We start from the raw sequence: 15,989 nt of genomic DNA on the forward strand, positions 1-15,989 counted from the left end.
GCGGTCCCATGTCTTTGGCTGTTCTTCATATGGGCAAACGTGCGTTAGGTCTTGATGATGAGACCTATCGCGCCCTGCTTTTTCGCTTAACAGGCAAGCAATCGGCAAAAGATTTAACTGTTTTAGAACAGCGTCTTGTTGTTGATGAGATGAAAGCGTTCGGTTTTCAGGAAGATAGAAAACGGTTAGAGGGCAAATATGCTAAAAAGCTTCAGGCTTTATGGATTGCGGGATGGAATCTTGGCATTATCCGTGATCGTTCAGATAAGGCATTGCTTGCCTTTGTCAAACGGCAAACGGGGATTGATCATATTCGTTTTTTACGGGATGGAGATGATGCGGCCAAAGCTATTGAGGCGTTAAAAAATTGGTTGCAGCGTGAGGGCGGGGTTGACTGGAAAGGGAAAAAGATTCAAGATTCTTTACAGAAACGACTGGGGCAAAAACTACTGGGATATTTGATTTTGCGTGCCCAATGGAAGCGTTTGCATCCCCGTGGGTCCTTTGACCTTGAGGCTTTTCATCAAGGTGTTATGGCTGTGAGTGGTAAGGGGTTGGACGAGATGGATGTTTTTGCTTTGAGGCAAGTGATGAATGTTTGGGGGCGGAAAATTCGCGGGAGGAAAGATTATGGGGGATAAGCGAGCGTGCAAGAGGAAGCTTATAGCGATTTTCCTGCATTATTGCGTGAAATAGCCGCTGTTGCTGGCAATGAGGCGGCATGGAATATGATGCGGGCTTTTGGAGGGCGACAGGTTTATCTTCCTGGGCGCCTTGAAAATGCTGATTGGTTGGTTGAAATTGTAGGGCTTGAAGAAACAGAGCAACTGATCAAGCATTTTTGTTTTAATGGTTCTGGTGTGCGCCTTCTGATCCCCCTTGGCAAAGATGCTGAACGGCGGCAAAAAATGATAGAAGCCTTGCAAAAAGGCTGGTCTGCCGATGCTGCGGCTGCTGTTTCTGGTATGCATGTGCGTACAGCTTATCGCTTGAAGAAGAAAATTTCTTTGCAAGAACCCCAAGGTCTCTTATTTCCAGAACTTTAATTGAGTCTTGAAATTGTTTGACTGACAGTGTCAGACTTATTTTTGCGATTAGAAATCCAATAAACTGCGCATGAATTTTATGCATGCGGTGTTTTGTTATGGTTTCGATAGACAGTTCTTTTCTTCATAAGCTTGCCCCTCGATTGGCGCATCATGCGCGCCAAGATTTTATTATTGTGGAAATGGCACGGGCATTGCCTGAAGCTTTGTCTTATGCTGCACTGACAACACCCTTGCGTATTGCGCATTTTCTAAGCCAATGTGCGCATGAAAGTGATGGTTTTTTTACGGTGTGTGAATATGCTTCTGGGCGTGCTTATGAGGGGCGCAAAGATTTAGGCAATGTTAAGCCAGGGGATGGAGTGCGCTTTAAGGGGCGCGGTTTGATCCAATTAACAGGGCGCAAGAATTATCAACGTTTTACGCAGTTTTGGTGTTCGATCAATGAACAGGCTGTTGATTATGAAGCTTTTCCAGAAATGGTGGAAAGGTTTCCAGCAGCGCTTTGGTCGGCCATTTGGTTTTGGCAGATGAAAGGTTTGAATAGGTTAGCAGATCAAGATGATTGTCTCAGGATCACCAAGGCGATTAATGGAGGAAAGAACGGGCTTGTGCAACGCTTGACCTATCTGAATCGCGCTAAAAAGCTTTTGGGGCTTTTTTGCGAGGCGAAGCTATGAAGCCATCTTATCGTGGTTCGAGGCTCTATTTATGGTGGTCTTTTTGGTTTGCTTGGGGGGTTGTTTTTTTGCTTGTTTTTGGTGGTTTGTTAGGTGTGGAGCGCATTGTTGATTTGGCGGGCATTTCTATTCCCTCAATGGTGGCGATTATCGTTGGCAATTTGGGTGTGCACCGCGGCTTTGGTTCATTGGATTTTTCCAATAGGAAGCATGATAACAGGGGCAAGAGCCAAAAACAAAAGAGGATTATGTCCATGCAATTGGGGGATAAACGCAATGTTTAGCCCTCTTTCAAAATTGTCTTTTGGGATGGTTTTTTTGGCAAGTGTGCTGTTGGTGGAATTTGGCTTTATGAAAGCGCAAGTTTTCAAAGCGGTAAAAGCGCGTGATTTGTATTGGCAATTGGAAATTGCCAAGATTTCGGCACGCGCACAGCTTGAGAAAGAGCGGCAAAGGCAAGCAGCAGATGTTGCTGAAAGTCGTGCGCAAAGGATGATTGCAGCTTTGGAACAAAAGCTTACAAAAATGGAGGCAGCAAATGGGACTTTGCCGGTTACTGGCTGTGGTATTGAGCTTGAACGTGTGCGGTTGCTCAACAAGCAAGCCGGTGGATAATCTTTCTTATCGGTTTTTATCGGTTACATTGCCGCCTTTAGCCCAAGTTGCGTGTTCTCGCCCGCTTTTTCTTCCAGAGCGTGCTTTGAACACACGAGAAGTGGTGCATTATTGGGGGCGTGACCGTGCGGCTTTATTGATCTGTGAACAGCGTCGTGCTGCTGCTGTGAGAGCGGTTTTAGCCAAGAGGGAGGGGGAATTGAAGTGAATTTGGATATTAGTGTTGCCAATGGCTGGTTGTCTTTACTGCTGTCGATTGTTGCAATTTGTGGTGTTTTGAAAGCCTATTTTTCTTCTGGTGCGCGAGAAATGTTGAAAGATCTCGTACTGCTTAAGGAGCGTGTGCAAAAGTTAGAAACGGAGATGGATTTTTTGCCTGATCGTGACGGACTGCAACGATTGGAAGTGAATATGGAACGGTTGAATGGGCGTCTCAATACACTTTCTGCGCAGTTGCAACCGGTGGCGGCGATTGGAGAGCGTTTGCAAGAGTTTTTACTGGAGAATGCCAAAAAATGAAAGCAGATATGGATAAGATCATCCGTGAAGAAGCGCGGTTGATTATTTTAAAAGGGCTTTTTTGTGAGCGCAGTGAGACTTTGTCGAGTGCGATGATTGAGAGGCTTTTATACAGCTATGGTATCAGACGCGATCGGGATTTTGTGCATAATGAATTGGCATGGATGGAAGATCAGGGTGCTGTCACATTAAAACAGGTGGGTTCGGTTTTGCTTGCGGCGTTAACAGAACGGGGGGCGCGTCATTTAGACCGGAGTTTTCCTATTGAAGGGATTAAACGACCCAAACGCACATCAATAAAATATGAGGTGAAGGATGCGCAAGGTCGGGCGTGGACGCTTAACGGCGATTGATTTATTGCCGCAAGCTTGTGATCAGATTATTGCTGCGGCTGCTGAGGCTTTAAATGGGCGTGAGAAAACACAAATGGCTATTTATAGTGATTTTAAAGCGGCTTTAAAGGCTTTGCAAAAGGAAACGGGATTAAGTTTTTCGATCCCTTCTTTTTCCAGTTTTAATCGTTATTCTTTGCGTTTGGCTGTGATGTCACGGCGCCTAGAACAGACAAGGGAAATAGCGGCAAGCCTTTCACAGCGCTTTGATGCTAAAGCTTGTGACAATATTACGCTGTTGACGGCAGCGGCGATTAAAGAGCTTATTTTTTCTACATTAAGCAGTGGGAAAAACCTTTCACCAAAAGCGGCACAAGAGTTGGCAAATGCACTAAAGGGTGTGTTGGCTGCGGAACATTTGTCGACCACCAGACGGCAAAAGCTTGAGAAAGATTTTGCGACCCAAGCGAGCAAAGCGGTTGATGCGGCAGCGGCAGCGGCGGGACTTTCCAAGGAGACAGCGCGGGCCATTCGTGCGCAAGTGTTGGGGATAAAACATGGCTGAAAGGTGCTCTTTTATAGAAAAACATGCTGATCATCAAAGCGGTTGTGATGTTTGGAAGGCAAGTGTTTTTCCAAAAGAGCAAGATCCTTTAGCGGATGGTGTTTTGATGGCACATCAACGGGCATGGATTGAAGATAAATCACCGTTAAAACTGGTTGAAAAGGGGCGGCGCACCGGCATTACTTTTGCTGAAGCTTTAGATGATACATTGATTGCTGCGGCTAAGCGAGAAGCGGGTGGTGATAATGTTTTTTACATTGGCGATAGCAAAGAAAAGGGACGGGAATTTATTGGCTATGTGAGCAATTTTGCAAGGGCTATTACCAGCAATAGTGGCGATGTGGAGGAATTTTTATTTTCTGATCAAAAGGCGGATGGCTCGACAAAATATATTTCTGCTTACCGTGTGCGTTTTGCTTCTGGTTTTCGTATTGAAGCGCTTTCGAGCCGCCCTGAAAATATTCGCGGGCTGCAGGGGATTGTGGTGGTTGATGAGGCGGCTTTTCATCAAGATGTGCGGGCTGTTTTGGATGCGGTCAATGCTTTGTTGATTTGGGGTGGTAAGATCCGTGTGATTTCCACGCATAATGGCGTATTAAACCCTTTCAATGAATTGATCCGTGAGGCAAGGGCGGGGAAGGTTCCTTTTTCTGTGCATTGTTACCCCTTTGTTGAGGCGGTTAAAAATGGTTTGTTTAAACGGGTTTGTGCCATGAAGGGGGAGGTGTGGAGTGCAAGGGCGGAGCAACAATGGGAGCAGCAGATTCGTGCGTCTTATGGGGTGCGTTTTTCTGCGATGCGGCAAGAATTGGATGCTATCCCAGCAGATCAAGAAGGGGCCGCTTTAACGCGCTTACAGATTGAAAATTGTTGTGCACCTGATATTGCGGTGTTGCGTTTTGCTTGTGTGGATGCTTTTAAAAATCAATCGGATTATCAACGAAGTGTTGCGGCGCTTAACTGGTGTGATGGGCACTTAAAGCCTCTTCATGCGGGGCTTGATCGGCGGCGCCAACATGTTTTTGGAGTTGATTTTGCCAGATCTGGGGATGCAACCTCGATTGTGGTTTTAGAAATTGGGCAAGATCTGGTGCGCCGTGTCCGGTTTATGGTGGAGTTGCGCAATACACCCTTTGATCAACAAAGAGAGATTTTATTTTATGTGGTGAGTGGTTTGCCGCGTTTGTTGGGGGGCGCTTTGGATGCACGGGGCAATGGGGCTTATTTAGCGGAAAAAGCGGCACAACGTTATGGGGCTTGTGTAAAGGAAGTGCAATTATCGCAAAGTTGGTATGGCAAAGAAATGCCTGCTTACTTAGAAGCTTTTGGGGATGGCTCTATTGTTTTGCCGCGCGATTGTGACATTGTTGCTGATCATCAAGCCCTTGCTTATGTGAATGGCATTGTGAAAATTCCTGATAATCATCGTTTTAAAGGCAGTGATGGTTTTATGCGCCATGGTGATAGCGCTATTGCTTGTGCTTTGGCTTATTTTGCTAGCCGTCAAACCCCTGAGATTTACGACTATACACCTGTTCGTGCTGTTGATGGTTTTGAGGAAAATCCGCTTTTTTCAACCCCCTTTTTTTCAACAATGCGGTCAAAGATTTATTGAGGGAATTGTGAAATGGTAAAACTTGTCGACCAATGGGGTAGGGCGCTTAAAGTCAAAGGGTTGGAGCGTGAAGTTGCGGCACCAACGATTGGTGGGGTTCGTGATGTTTGGTCACAAACCCTTGTCAGTGGTCTGACACCTTTGCAACTTGCTGATATTTTGCAACAGGCAGCGCAAGGCACTCCAGAACAATTTTTCCAGCTTGCTGATGAAATGGAAGAGCGTGATTTGCATTATCGTGCTGTGCTTGGCATGCGTAAAAATGCTCTGACAGGGGTGGAACCTGGAGTGATTGCCGCAAGTGAGAGTGCTTTGGACAAAAAAATTGCCGATGCTGTTTACGAAGTGATTAGGGCACCAACTTTTGTTGATGATTATGTGACGGATTTATTAGATGCTTTGGGCAAGGGTTATGCGGTTGTTGAAACCTTGTGGGACAAAAGTGCCACAGCATGGTGGCCTGTTGCGTGGAAATGGCGTGATCAGCGGTTTTTCCAATTGGATAGACGGGATGGTTTTCATTTGCGTTTAAAAGAAGAAGATGGCTCTCAAGATGGTAGCGAATTGCCTGCTTATAAATTTTCCATTCATCGACCAAAGCTTAAAAGCGGTTTGCCAATCCGGACGGGGCTTGCGAGGCTTGCGGCTTGGGCTTTCCTTTTTAAGTCTTATACCTTAAAGGATTGGATGGCCTTTTTAGAAATTTACGGCATGCCGTTGCGTTTGGGAAAATATGGAGCGAGCTCTTCCCATGAGGAGCGGCGGGTGCTTATTCAGGCTGTGCGTGATTTATCCAGTGATGCGGCAGCGATCATTCCTAAAGAAATGGAGATTGAATTTATTGAAGCAGCGGGGGGCAGTGGCAATGCTGTTTTTGCTGCGAAAGCGGAATATTTAGATCGGCAGATTTCTAAGGGTGTTTTAGGGCAAACCATGACAACGGATGATGGTTCGTCTTTTTCGCAAGCGCGTATTCATGAAAATGTCCGCCATGATATTGCCAGAGCTGATGCACGCCAATTGGCGCTTACTGCTAATCGTGATTTGATTGTGCCGTTTGTTGATATTAATTTCGGTCGTCAAGAGCACTACCCGCTTGTCTATTGGCCAATCTCTGAAAATGAAGATATTAAGGCTTTGAGTGATGCATTGGCAAAACTTGTGCCTTTGGGGTTGCATGTTGGTGCGCAAGAAGTGCGCAATAAGATTGGTTTTTCGCAACCAACAAAAGAGGAAGATATTTTAAAGTCTCCTGATCATGTTATCGGTGATGAGGCAAGACAAGAGGGCGGTGAGGAAAGCAAAGGGACAAGTGTTTGTGCCGATTGTGGTGGGTCTTTTGATGTTTCTCTAACAAGAGAGCACAAGAGTGGAGGAGAGCAGGGTGGAGATCATCACGATGAATTGGACCAGCTTTCTGAAGAGGCTTTAAGCGACTGGGAAGAGGATTTAGAACCCCTTTTAAAGCCCTTTAAAAAGCTTGTTGAACAAGCAAAAAGTTATGAGGATATCCTCAAAGGTTTAGATGAATTGCTAGGTCAAATGGATCATCATGCGTTAGCCGCACGCTTGGCAAAGGTGCAAATGATTGCACGAGGGCTTGGGCATCATGGATGAGGAACTTTTCAAAACAGCTCCCAAAGAGGTCACACGTTATTTTGCCGCCAAGGCTGTTGTTCCAAGCTTTGATTGGCGTGATATAGCACCAGAGGAACATGCTTTTTCCTTTACGGTGGCAAAATCGGTTGGCTATGATATTTTAGATGATTTTAAGCGAGCGGTTGGAGAGGCGATAAAAAATCGACTTCCCTTTCAGGATTTTCAAAAAAATCTGATGCCGCTTTTACAGGAAAAAGGCTGGTGGGGGAGGAAGAGTGTCCTTGATCCACAAAGCGGTGAGAAGAGCGTTGTACAGTTGGGCAGCCCACGGCGTTTAGAAACGGTCTATTGGGCCAATACCATGAGTGCGCATGCGGCAGGTGAGTGGGAGCGTACGCAAAATAATAAAGAGTTTTTGCCTTATCTGACCTATGCTTTGTCCAGTTCAGAGCACAAACGTTTAGAACATGAAAGTTGGGTAGGTTTTACAGCACCGGTTGATGACCCAGTTTGGGATTGGCTTTATCCGCCCAATGGTTGGCGGTGTAAATGCAGTGTGCGACAGGTGAGCCGTTATGAAGCAGAAAATTTAGGCTATGAAGAGGATGCAGCCCCATTCCAAGTGGAACAGAAGGTTTGGCACAATAAACGGACAGGGAAAGTTGAAAAGATCCCAAAAGGAATTGATCCTGGTTGGAACTCTAACCCTGGAAAACAGCGGGCACAAAACTTAAGCCGTTTCTTGAGTGATAAAATTTCTGGGATGCCGGAAGAGCGCAAGCGCATTGCCATTGAAGATATTGTTGGTTCTCCACTTTTGCAAGCAATGTTTGAAGAGCGTTTGCCGCGTGGATTTCTTCCCATTGCCCCGATGACAAGCAAGGTGTGTGAAGTTTTTGCAACGGACAGTTCCCTTGTCCGCCTCTCTTCAGACAGTGTGAAGCATATTTTGTTGGAGCATCAAGCCCGTGATCTGACTTTGGATGATTTTCGTGGTGCCATTCAAACCCTCATCCGCCCCCATGGTATCATCAGGCGAAAAGATGCACAGAGCGTTGTGTTTTTAGGTGAAAATGAGGGAGCATGGTGGCGGTTTGCGGTCAAATGGGTAGCTAGCAAACAAGAGTGGTGGCTTATCTCTATGCATAAAAAGAGCTTTAGAGAAATTCAACGTTTATTAAATGCTGCCGAAAAAAAGGGCGAGAGATTGTTGTAGAGAAATAACAAGAAGAAATTCCTGTGGTCTTAAAGGAGAAGGGGTGAGAAAAATGAAGAAGGCGTGGAGGGCGGTCAACTCCTCGCAGATCCGGCAAAGCCGCCCTGGCATAACTGGCTCACACCTTCGCTTTAAAAGTATAGTCTTTTTGAACAGAAAAGCAATCTTTTAAAAAACGGTTTGAGAGAGGTTGTTGTAGGGAAAACAACGGAAAGAAATTCCATGCTGGTTTAGAAAAAAAGGGGTGAGAAAAATGAAGAAGGCGTGGAGGGCGGTCAACTCCTCGCAGATCCGGCAAAGCCGTCCTGGTATAACTGGCTCACACCTTCAGTTTATAAACTATAGTCTTTTTGAACAGAAAAGCAATCTTTTAAAAAACGGTTTGAGAGAGGGTTGTTGTAGGGAAAACAACGGAAAGAAATTCCTGTGGTCTTAAAGGAGAAGGGGTAAGAAAAATGAAGAAGGCATGGAGGGCGGTCAACTCCTCGCAGATCCGGCAAAGCCGTCCTGGCAAAACTGGCTCACACCTTCAGTTTAAAACTATAGTCTTTTTAAGCAGAAAAGCAATCTTTAAAAAAAAACGGCTTGAGAAAGGCTTTTTGGTATAAGACGATAATTTGTACCTTAAAACTTATAACGGCGCTCTATCGCCTTTGAAGTGCCTTTGAAAACGATTTTATAAGAGTGTTTGGAAGAGACTTTTCTCTCATCAGGGAGAAGTGGGGAAAAGGGCGCTTTTAAAGTGCTTTTAAAAATACGCTCTTTTGACTGACAGTGTCAGACTTATAGCGTGGATGGGTTTCGTGCATTCTATTGCCAATGACAACTGTAAAGCAATAGGCAATGATGGAACAGGAATTTCACGAAGATCAAGAGGATGGGCATGCTGGGACATTTCATGATGGGGCAGTTCATACCGCATTGATTGATCTTTGCCCAGAGGTTTTGTGCCAAGACAATCTCTGTGAAGACAATTTATGTGAAAACATGACAGGCAAACAAGCGCCTGAGTGGGTAGAGATTTTACCCAAAGCACCCAATGTGAAAGCGCGTGATGGGCGGGAATGGCATTATAACCCGCAAAGGATTTTAAAAGCTTTTGAGGGAAATAAAGGACCGCTTGTGATTGATTATGAGCATGGGCAACATCACCGTGCACAAAAAGGTTTAGAAGCACCGGCTAGTGGTTGGATTGAAGAATTAGCAGAGCGGGATGGTGCGATTTGGGGACGGGTTAAGTGGACTGAGGTGGCAGCCAAAAAAATTATTGCCCGCGAATATCGCTATCTTTCGCCTGAATTTCGCCATTCTAAGAAAGGTGAAATTTTGCAGTTAGCTGGTGCTGGTTTGGTCAATCGTCCAGCCCTTGTCATGACGGCTTTAAGCAGTCAACAGCCTTTAGACCCCCCTTTAACAACTGATGTGGAGAAAGATATGGATTTGACAGCCATTGCTAGCGCACTCTCGCTTTCAAAAGATGTGCGGCTTGATGAAATTTTAGCCGCTGTTGCGGCACGCGAAAAGGAACGTGTGGAATTGAATGCCCAATTAACAGAGGCACGCGATCAATTGTCTCTTTTACAGGCAGAGCAAAAAAATGATGCGATTGAGAGGCTTTTAGATAAAGCTATTGAAGAGGGCAAAATTTTGCCAGCTGCGCGTGAGGAATATCGGGCACTGTGTAGCCTTGAAGGGGGCATGGAGCATTTTAGAAGTTTGCTTGAGAAGTTGCCCACTCTTGCTTCAACAAGTCCTTTAGAGCGCTCTTTTCTGAGACAAGAACAAAATCTTGCACCAGAAGATGTTGCTGTTGCGGCACGCCATTATCAACAAGAACAAGCGCAAAAAGGGCACTTTATCACCATTAGCCAAGCGGTTGACACTGTTTGCGAACAAAAGGAGCGCCAGTTATGAGTACAATGATTTTGATTAAATCTTTTCGCGCCGGTGATGAGATTTCGCCTTATTGCATTGTTGCAGCACGCGGTGAGGGATGTGTGGTCACCGCTTCTGGTAAGACAGATAAACTATTAGGGACTGCAGGGTCTTTGAGCGCAAAGGCTGGTGAGATGGTTGATATTGGCCAATGTGGTTGGGGCGAAGTGGTTTGTGGAGGCAATGTTTCCTTTGGTGATTTTTTGACCTCCGATGCTAAGGGGCGCGCCATAAAGGCTGAAGGAACAGATCGCACGATTGGACTTGCCATGAGTGATGGTTCTGCTGGTGATGTTATTTCTTTTAAAATAAATTAGTCGAGGCTTAAAATGAACAGACCTTTTCCCATTGATCCAACACTTACCGCTATTGCTATTGGTTATCGCAATCCAGCAGGTTCTCTTATTGGCGACAAAGTTTTGCCCCGTGTTTCTGTTTTAAGCGAGGTGTTTAAATATAGTGAATTTCCCTTAGCGGAAAATTTTACCGTTCCTGAACTTGAGGTTGGCCGCAAAGGACGCCCGAATGTGATAGAATTTTCGGCCTTTGAACGGGAAGCCAGTGTCAAAGATTATGGGCTTGATGATCTCATTCCCAATTCGGATATTGAAGCAGCGGCAAGGGCACGGGCAGAAAAACGCTCTCGTTATAACCCCGAAAAGACAGCTGTGGAGGGTCTTGCCAATTTGCTGGAATTGGGGCGTGAAGTGCGTGTTGCAGCCTTTGTACAAGCGCGTGAAAATTATGCTCCAGAGCGGGTGATTGATCTTAAGGGCGAGAATAAGTTTAGCGATTACGACAAATCAGATCCTTATGCTACTTTAGATGAGGCAATGGATAAAAGCCTTGTCTATACGCCAAACACCATTGTTATGGGTAAAGTCGTTTGGTCAAAACTCAAACGCCATCCCAAAATTATCAAAGCTGTTAAAGGGGGTGGCACTGCGGATGGTTTTGTCACCAAGGCGCAATTTGCCGATCTGATGGAAATACACCCTGAGCGTTTACTCATTGGTGAATCGCAAGTGAATTTGGCACGCAAAGGGCGCGCAGCACAATTGGCGCGGGTTTGGGGCAATAAGATAGCACTGCTTTATATTGATCCCACCAAACAACAGGCGGATGGTTCGGTGATTAGTTGGGGCTTTAGCGCCCAATTGGGAGAGCGTTTGTCTGGGGTGATCTCTGATCCAGATATCGGTTTATCGGGTGGTAAACGGGTGCGTGTGGGTGAACGGGTGTGTGAATTGGTGGCAGCCAAAGATGCTGGTGTTTTGCTGCAAGAGGTTGTCTGAGGAAAAGAGTCTCGATGGCTTATGCAAATAAAACCTTGATTGAAGAGCTCTGGGGTGACGATTTCTTGGATGATTTGTGCGGGATTGGCGAAAATCCAGACAAAGCACTCTCTGATCAAGCAATTTTTCGTGCGCTAGAACAAGCAAGTGGTGAGATTGATGCCCATCTGTCTCATCGCTACTGCGTCCCGATTGCCGGACAGCCAACAGCGTTGGGCATGATTTGTGTCAATCTTGCTGTTTATAATTTAGCCATCCGTCATACGGCTCTTACCACCACTATTGAAGATCGTCACAAACAGGCGATTGATCTCTTGAAACGCATTGCGGAGGGCAAAGCGGGTTTAGGCTTAGATGAACCAAAAATTATGAGTGAAGATGGGCCGGTGCGTGATGGTGCTTTTTTTCACGCAAAACCACGTTTGATGGGGCGATAAAATGAGCATTTCCACCCCTATTGAAATTAAAGAAATGGGGCTTGAAGCGGCTCTGTCTTTCTTGCAAAAAGGCGCTGATAGTTCGATGGGAACTTTAGCGCAAGGGGTGGGGCGTCTGTTGCAAGAGAGCACAAGGCGGCGGATTCAAAGTGAAAAAACCTCTCCTCAAGGAGAGAAGTGGCAAAACAATTACGCCCGCACCTCCATTCTTTATGCTAGCGGAGCACTGTCACGCTCTATTGATATGGTGGCATCTCCAGAAAAGGTCATCATTGGCAGTGGTTTGGTTTATGCCCGTATTCACCAATTGGGTGGGGTTATCCGCCCTAAAAATGGCAGAACCCTTCGCTTTTTTCTTAACAGCAGCAAAGCACAGCGCTTTGTTTGTGTCCACCAAGTAACGATGCCAGCACGCCCTTATTTAGGGCTTTCAGAGGGCAATAAAGTGGAAATTGTCAAAGCAGCAGAGGATTGGTTGGAAAGGACCTTTTCATGAGTCAAATGATGAAGCAGATGGGGCGTATCAATGCACTTCGTGAAGCGGTTATAAAGAGCCTTAAAAGCGCTTTGCCTGATGTGCGTGATTGCGAGAGCCAATTTGGGCGTTTTAATCTAGAAGAACTTGAAACCCAAATGTTGGTTGCACCAGCAATCCGTGTTGCGGTGTTAGAAAGCCGTTTGACTTCTGTCGCCAATGGGCAGCAGAGTGCTGATCTTCATTTGGGCGCTTTTATTATCACCACAGGAAAAGAACGTGATGTTCACAGTTGGCTTTTGGCTGAAGCCATTGCGGTGCTTTGTCATAGCGGGCAATTGTGGGGGTTAACGCATTTGGGGGCACCCCGTGAAGTGCAGATTGAACCGGTTATCTCTGCGGCGATTAAGCAACGCGGTGTGGCAATAAGCGTGGTTGAATGGCACCAAGATTTGTATCATTTGGGTCACGATATTTTTTGTTATGAGAGTAAGCAGCTTAAAAAGGGTTTGATCTGTTTGGAAGATGAGGGCGTGTGATGAATGATGCCCATCTCATTGCTGCGACCTTTCGGCAAATTATGAAACGGCTGGATAAGCTTGAACTCTGTCTTGCCAACCAGCACATGATTGGGCGGGTTGCAGAAGTTGATGGACATAGGGTGCGGGTGCAAGTTTCCTCACGAGGGCAAAAGGGGCAGGCGGTGTTATCGCCTTGGTTGCAAGCACAAGAAGCAGCTGGGGCTGTTTCGAGCAATATGCCTTTAAATGTTGGTGATCCGGTGCGGTTGTTTAATCCCCATGGGGAAATAGGTTCGGCTTCTTTGGTGGTTCGTGATAGCTATAGTGAAGATGCGCCAAATCCCGCACATCAACACCAAGAGTTAGCGCTGTGTTATGCCGGTGGCGCTTTGCGTATTACAAAAGAGGGACTGATCCTCTCCCATGGAGAAAACCAAATCCATTTGAGTGAAAAAGGTTTGCTGCTTTGTCATCAGAAAACCCGTGTTGCGCTGAAGGAAAGCGTACAGATTCAAGCAGAAGATTTGTACCATAATCAAACATCTGTTGGAGCAAACCACAAACATGGTGGGGTCAAAATTGGTCCCTCTACAACCTCTAGCCCTCTTTAAAGGAGTTTATCATGCGTGAAAAAACTTATGTCATTTTAACCAATGCGGATTTTGTGGCAGGCAATCGTTCACCGGGAAAAGGTGAAGAAATTTGTTTAAGCGATGAGGCGGCCAAATACCCATTGCTGCTTGGTCAGATTGCTGAGAAACAAACATCTGTCGTTTCTTCAACAAAGGCAGCGAAAGGTGCTTAAAGCATGCGCTGTGGAGTAAACGAAAAGGATGGCTCTCTGTTATATGGTTGGGCGCACTGCTGTCAGTCCCTTCGTAAATGTTTGACAACAAAAATTGGCACACGGGTTTTGCGACGTTATTATGGATGTGATGTTGGAGCTTTCCAAGATGCCAATGCTGATCCGGCGACAATATTGCAGCTTTATCAAGCAATTGTACAAGCTTTAAACGACCCAGAATGTGGAGAGCCTGGATTTTCGTTGCAAAAGATAGATCTGATAAAAGCAACGCGGGAGGGAACATTCCACTTTGTTCTCACAGGTGTGTTTTATCCCGATGGGCATTTGGGCGATTGGTCACATAAGGAGCCGATAAGTGTCGATTTAGAGGTGGGTGATGACAGAATTTGAGCAATTGCCCCTCCCACAAATTCTTGAAGAACTTTCCGTTGAGGCCATTTTACAGCAAAAAATCACCCGTTTAACCAAGCTTTTTGCCGCACAGAATATCCCTTATAATGTGGAAAAGACGGCTTATGATCCTGTGGTTATTCAATTGCAAGCAGCCGCTTATGAAGAATTGCTGTTGCGCCAGCGGGTAAATGAGGTTGCGCGGGACAATCTTCTTGCTTTTGCGCGTGGGACAAGTTTAGACCATTTGGGGGATTTTCATGGGGTTTCCCGCCTTTTGGATGAGGATGATGAACGCTATCGTCGCCGTATTCGTTTGAATAGACAAGGGCATTCTACAGGTGGCACAATCCCACGTTATCAATATTTTGCCCTCTCAAGTGATATCCGTGTCAAGGATGCTTTTGTTTATCGTGTGGGGAAAAGCCCGCTTATTCATGTTGCGCTTTTTAGCGATAGCCCTTCTGGTATTGCCGATGAGGCTTTGATTGCCAAGGTACAAGCAGCTCTTGATGAAAAACAGGTTAAAATGACCAATGATCATATCCTTGTAAAAAGTGCTGTACAGCGGATTATCGATGTGCATGCTGATCTCTGGTTGTTGCCCAATGAAGGTCCCCTTGTTTTGGAAAAAGCCGTGAACAATTTGCAAACGGAATGGGCACGCGCGCAAAGGCTTGGGCGTGATCTGTCTTTAAGTTGGGTGATAAGCCGCTTGATGGTTGAAGGTGTCCACCATGTGATTTTAACACAGCCCTTAACAGATATTGTGGTCGCGCCTGATGAGGCGGTGGCTTTAGGGGAGATTGTCTTGTCTAAACGGGGGCATGCTTATTGATGATTTCCTCACTTTTACCGCAAAATTCGAGCTTGTTTGAACGCTGTTTAGCCGAAGCAATGGCTTTTGATCCGCAGGTTAAAAACACTCTTGAAGAAATCCCCCGCGCGAAATTTATCACGCGTCCCCCTTCATGGTTGCCTTACTTGATCGACGAATATGGTTTACAAGAATTAAGCCCATATTTTTCTAATCCTTATGATTTGATTGACCAAGGGCTGCAATGGCAAAATATTCGCGGTTCTTTAGCGGCCATTGATAGAGGGCTTGCATGGCTTCAGATTACAGCACGATTTACACCAGCATGGTCAGGGCGTGCGTGGTGGAATTCCTTTCAACTTTACTTTGATCAATTGCCTGAACAAAGTGCTCTTGAAGCCATTGAAGCCATTACAGAACTTTCCAAAAGTTTGCGCTCTGATTTTCGCCGCGGTGTCAATGGTTATGACGTGCAAGCTATGGAAGGCAATATGTCACGGCTTGATGACAGTCTGCTGGACTATGAGAGCGGTGTGCGCTTAACAGCGAGGGACACACTGTTTTCCTTTGGTCGCACAACAGAAATCAAGCACAGGCTGACAAAAGAAGAAGGCACACTAATTGGCAATTGGATGGATGACGGGGATGGGGAATTAAGTTGGGAGCAGATTGATTATCCATGGGATATGGCAAATTTCCCTTGGTGTTCTGTTAAAAAACATGAACGCGATATTTTGATGGCAGAGTGGTTTTGCAACCGTACCCTTTATCTCGTGTTAAAAAACAGTGAGGATGATGTCATTGGATATCGCAGATGCAACATTGTCCAGCCGGTAGAACAGAATTTGGCGGGTGTGTATCACCATTTGGGCGATTGTTATCAACCCTCCTTTATGGGCACAGCCGTTCTTATTGCAGCACGCACGGATTTTCAAGATGTTGACGGTAGAAAAGCCGCCTCTGTTGCTGTTTTGGTGCATGGGACTCCCAAACAACATGTTCCTTTGGGTAAGCTTTGGTGTGAGAGCAATGAACTGATTGGCGGGGTGGAGATCATCAAAACGCCCGTTACTATTCCTTTGCGCGGTGATGTTCGCGAGCAATTCAAGATTTTATTGAGGTTTTAA

General features: G+C 45.8%; 23 protein-coding genes. All 23 read left to right on the forward strand.

What is annotated here, in order from left to right; all coding sequences use genetic code 11:
• Positions 1-8 precede the first annotated feature (8 nt).
• The 23 genes from LNM86_RS04505 (at position 9) to LNM86_RS04615 (ending at position 15,989) form a co-directional block, all read left to right on the forward strand.
• Positions 9-641, forward strand: a complete 633-nt coding sequence (locus LNM86_RS04505; protein ID WP_241437811.1) for a regulatory protein GemA — start codon at positions 9-11, stop codon at positions 639-641.
• Positions 642-647: 6 nt separating this feature from the next.
• Positions 648-1,046 carry a helix-turn-helix domain-containing protein gene (locus LNM86_RS04510; protein ID WP_241437810.1) on the forward strand — a complete coding sequence of 133 codons (399 nt, stop codon included), beginning with the start codon at positions 648-650 and terminating at the stop codon, positions 1,044-1,046.
• A gap of 83 nt (positions 1,047-1,129) precedes the next feature.
• Positions 1,130-1,726, forward strand: coding sequence for a glycoside hydrolase family 19 protein (locus LNM86_RS04515; RefSeq protein WP_241438608.1), 597 nt, complete (start codon positions 1,130-1,132; stop codon positions 1,724-1,726).
• Positions 1,723-2,010, forward strand: a complete 288-nt coding sequence (locus tag LNM86_RS04520) for a hypothetical protein (protein WP_241437184.1) — start codon at positions 1,723-1,725, stop codon at positions 2,008-2,010. Before LNM86_RS04515 ends, LNM86_RS04520 begins: the two co-directional genes overlap by 4 nt.
• A complete protein-coding gene (locus LNM86_RS04525; protein WP_241437808.1) occupies positions 2,003-2,341 on the forward strand; it encodes a hypothetical protein in 339 nt (112 codons plus the stop codon). Before LNM86_RS04520 ends, LNM86_RS04525 begins: the two co-directional genes overlap by 8 nt.
• Positions 2,334-2,549 (forward strand): hypothetical protein, encoded by a 216-nt coding sequence (locus tag LNM86_RS04530; protein ID WP_241437182.1) that lies wholly within the window; start codon positions 2,334-2,336, stop codon positions 2,547-2,549. The genes LNM86_RS04525 and LNM86_RS04530 overlap by 8 nt, the downstream gene beginning before the upstream one ends.
• Positions 2,546-2,860, forward strand: coding sequence for a DUF2730 family protein (locus LNM86_RS04535; protein ID WP_015399066.1), 315 nt, complete (start codon positions 2,546-2,548; stop codon positions 2,858-2,860). The genes LNM86_RS04530 and LNM86_RS04535 overlap by 4 nt, the downstream gene beginning before the upstream one ends.
• Positions 2,857-3,213, forward strand: a complete 357-nt coding sequence (locus LNM86_RS04540; RefSeq protein ID WP_241437181.1) for a VpaChn25_0724 family phage protein — start codon at positions 2,857-2,859, stop codon at positions 3,211-3,213. Before LNM86_RS04535 ends, LNM86_RS04540 begins: the two co-directional genes overlap by 4 nt.
• Entirely contained in the window at positions 3,176-3,757 is a 582-nt protein-coding gene (locus tag LNM86_RS04545; protein ID WP_241437180.1) for a phage protein Gp27 family protein, read from the forward strand. The genes LNM86_RS04540 and LNM86_RS04545 overlap by 38 nt, the downstream gene beginning before the upstream one ends.
• Entirely contained in the window at positions 3,750-5,372 is a 1,623-nt protein-coding gene (locus tag LNM86_RS04550; RefSeq protein ID WP_241437807.1) for a hypothetical protein, read from the forward strand. Before LNM86_RS04545 ends, LNM86_RS04550 begins: the two co-directional genes overlap by 8 nt.
• 12 nt (positions 5,373-5,384) lie before the next feature.
• Positions 5,385-6,989, forward strand: a complete 1,605-nt coding sequence (locus tag LNM86_RS04555) for a DUF935 domain-containing protein (RefSeq protein WP_241437806.1) — start codon at positions 5,385-5,387, stop codon at positions 6,987-6,989.
• Positions 6,982-8,187 carry a phage head morphogenesis protein gene (locus tag LNM86_RS04560; RefSeq protein ID WP_241437805.1) on the forward strand — a complete coding sequence of 402 codons (1,206 nt, stop codon included), beginning with the start codon at positions 6,982-6,984 and terminating at the stop codon, positions 8,185-8,187. Before LNM86_RS04555 ends, LNM86_RS04560 begins: the two co-directional genes overlap by 8 nt.
• An 846-nt stretch (positions 8,188-9,033) precedes the next feature.
• A complete protein-coding gene (locus LNM86_RS04565) occupies positions 9,034-10,101 on the forward strand; it encodes a phage protease (RefSeq protein WP_241438918.1) in 1,068 nt (355 codons plus the stop codon).
• Entirely contained in the window at positions 10,098-10,439 is a 342-nt protein-coding gene (locus tag LNM86_RS04570; protein WP_241437176.1) for a capsid cement protein, read from the forward strand. Before LNM86_RS04565 ends, LNM86_RS04570 begins: the two co-directional genes overlap by 4 nt.
• Positions 10,440-10,451: 12 nt before the next feature.
• Positions 10,452-11,417, forward strand: coding sequence for a major capsid protein (locus LNM86_RS04575; protein WP_241437175.1), 966 nt, complete (start codon positions 10,452-10,454; stop codon positions 11,415-11,417).
• Positions 11,418-11,431: 14 nt separating this feature from the next.
• A complete protein-coding gene (locus tag LNM86_RS04580) occupies positions 11,432-11,854 on the forward strand; it encodes a gp436 family protein (RefSeq protein WP_241438609.1) in 423 nt (140 codons plus the stop codon).
• Between the two features lies 1 nt (position 11,855).
• Positions 11,856-12,350, forward strand: coding sequence for a phage virion morphogenesis protein (locus tag LNM86_RS04585; protein WP_241438610.1), 495 nt, complete (start codon positions 11,856-11,858; stop codon positions 12,348-12,350).
• Positions 12,347-12,868 (forward strand): hypothetical protein, encoded by a 522-nt coding sequence (locus tag LNM86_RS04590; RefSeq protein WP_241438611.1) that lies wholly within the window; start codon positions 12,347-12,349, stop codon positions 12,866-12,868. The genes LNM86_RS04585 and LNM86_RS04590 overlap by 4 nt, the downstream gene beginning before the upstream one ends.
• Entirely contained in the window at positions 12,868-13,461 is a 594-nt protein-coding gene (locus tag LNM86_RS04595; protein WP_241438612.1) for a baseplate assembly protein, read from the forward strand. The genes LNM86_RS04590 and LNM86_RS04595 overlap by 1 nt, the downstream gene beginning before the upstream one ends.
• A gap of 11 nt (positions 13,462-13,472) precedes the next feature.
• Positions 13,473-13,655 carry a hypothetical protein gene (locus LNM86_RS04600; protein WP_241437170.1) on the forward strand — a complete coding sequence of 61 codons (183 nt, stop codon included), beginning with the start codon at positions 13,473-13,475 and terminating at the stop codon, positions 13,653-13,655.
• A 3-nt stretch (positions 13,656-13,658) separates the two neighbouring features.
• On the forward strand, positions 13,659-14,045 hold the full coding sequence (locus LNM86_RS04605) for a GPW/gp25 family protein (RefSeq protein ID WP_241438613.1): 387 nt from the start codon (positions 13,659-13,661) through the stop codon (positions 14,043-14,045).
• Positions 14,032-14,883: a baseplate assembly protein gene (locus LNM86_RS04610; RefSeq protein WP_241438614.1), complete on the forward strand. Its 852-nt coding sequence runs from the start codon at positions 14,032-14,034 to the stop codon at positions 14,881-14,883. Before LNM86_RS04605 ends, LNM86_RS04610 begins: the two co-directional genes overlap by 14 nt.
• Positions 14,883-15,989, forward strand: a complete 1,107-nt coding sequence (locus LNM86_RS04615; protein ID WP_241438615.1) for a phage tail protein — start codon at positions 14,883-14,885, stop codon at positions 15,987-15,989. Before LNM86_RS04610 ends, LNM86_RS04615 begins: the two co-directional genes overlap by 1 nt.

Origin of the sequence: Bartonella machadoae (assembly GCF_022559585.1) — a bacterium.
Lineage (GTDB): Bacteria > Pseudomonadota > Alphaproteobacteria > Rhizobiales > Rhizobiaceae > Bartonella > Bartonella machadoae.